Below are 1,466 nucleotides of genomic sequence, written 5' to 3'. Positions count from 1 at the left end.
TTCGCGCCGGGTGGCCCGGGGGATTCTCACCCCCGGGCTCCCACAGATCCGTACGTGACAGTCTCCCGTCATACGGCTCCTGTTGCTCTGATCGTCAGGCCCTGATTGCTGTCGTCCAAGCCCATTGAGCAAAGAAGCGCGGCTGCCGGTCTACGGCCTCCCACCACGCTCGCTCGGCCTTCTTCCAGCCTCGAAGCCGCTCGTACTTCTTACGCAGCCACCGCATCAAGTAGGCGTTGATGCGCGTCAGCAGCGGATACAGCGCAGAGCGGTGGAACGCCCCGTAATACTGCATCCAGCCCTGCACGATCGGGTTGATCCACCGTGCGAGGTCGCGTTCGGTCAGACTCACATGCCGGTGCAGCCGCAAGGACCGCACCTGCTCGCTCATCTTCTTCAGAGCCTCCTTACTCACCGCCGGAGTAAATCCCGTGAACACCTTTCCGTGTCTCGAGACCACCCGCCTGGCCCGGAACGTGAACCCGAGGAACGTAAACGCCGTGTGCTCATGCGATCCACGCCGACGCCCGTCCTTGCAGTACACGATCCGGGTCTTGTCCGGGTGCAACTCCAGTCCCACCTCGGCCATCCGTTCACCGAGCCTGCCCAGCACCCTTCGGGCCTGTTCCAGGCTCAGGCAATGCACCACCGCGTCATCCGCGTAACGCTCGAACCCGACCCCGGGAAACTCCCGGACCAGCCAGGAATCGAACGCGTAATGCATGAACAGATTCGCCAACACGGGTGAGACCGCAGAGCCCTGCGGGGTCCCGCGGTCCCTCGCCTTGACGGTGCCGTCAGGCAACTGCAACGGGGCACCAAGCCACCGCTTCACATACAGCAGCACCCACGGCAGATCGCACACCGCAGCCACGGCTTTGAGCACCAGATCCCACGGAACGGAGTCGAAGAACGCCCGGATGTCGAGATCGATCACCCAGTCCTTCTCCCAACACCGATCCCGACACCTGGCCACCGCTTCCAACGCGGAGCGAGACGGCCGGTACCCGTAGGAATCAGGGTGAAAAACCTTCTCGGCCTCCACCTCGATCGCCCGTGCGACCACCGTCTGCGCGACCCTGTCCGACACCGTCGGCACACCCAGGACTCTGATCCCTCGTTTCTTTGGGATCTCCACCGCCCGAACCGGCGGCGGAAAGTACGTCCCCGAGGACATCCGATTCCAGATCTTGTACAGATTGTTCTTCAGATCCTTCTCGAACGCCGCGATCGACGCACCATCCACCCCGGGCGCACCCTTGTTCGCTCTGACCTTCTCCCACGCCTGCCAAACAGACTGCTTCGAAATCTCGAACGACTTTCCCGACGACTTCAACTGATCCATGCGACTCCTCCCGGAACGCTCCGGTTGACCGAACACATCAGCCACGAACAACCCGGCCCCTTCGCTCCGCCCCCATTACAGGAACATCACCACTACTACGGGCCGGTCCGCCGGCACGCAC

Annotated in this window: 1 protein-coding gene; it reads right to left on the bottom strand. The window is 62.9% G+C overall.

The window, feature by feature from the left end; translation table 11 throughout:
* Positions 1-94: 94 nt before the first annotated feature.
* Positions 95-1,345 carry a group II intron reverse transcriptase/maturase gene (gene ltrA, locus KDL01_RS41090; RefSeq protein ID WP_212534139.1) on the bottom strand — a complete coding sequence of 417 codons (1,251 nt, stop codon included), beginning with the start codon at positions 1,343-1,345 and terminating at the stop codon, positions 95-97.
* Positions 1,346-1,466: the final 121 nt, after the last annotated feature.

It is taken from the genome of Actinospica durhamensis, assembly GCF_018139695.1.
GTDB classification, from domain to species: domain Bacteria; phylum Actinomycetota; class Actinomycetes; order Streptomycetales; family Catenulisporaceae; genus Actinospica; species Actinospica durhamensis.
The sequence above is the reverse complement of the archived record's forward strand: the minus strand, read 5'-3'. Positions and strand labels throughout refer to the sequence as shown.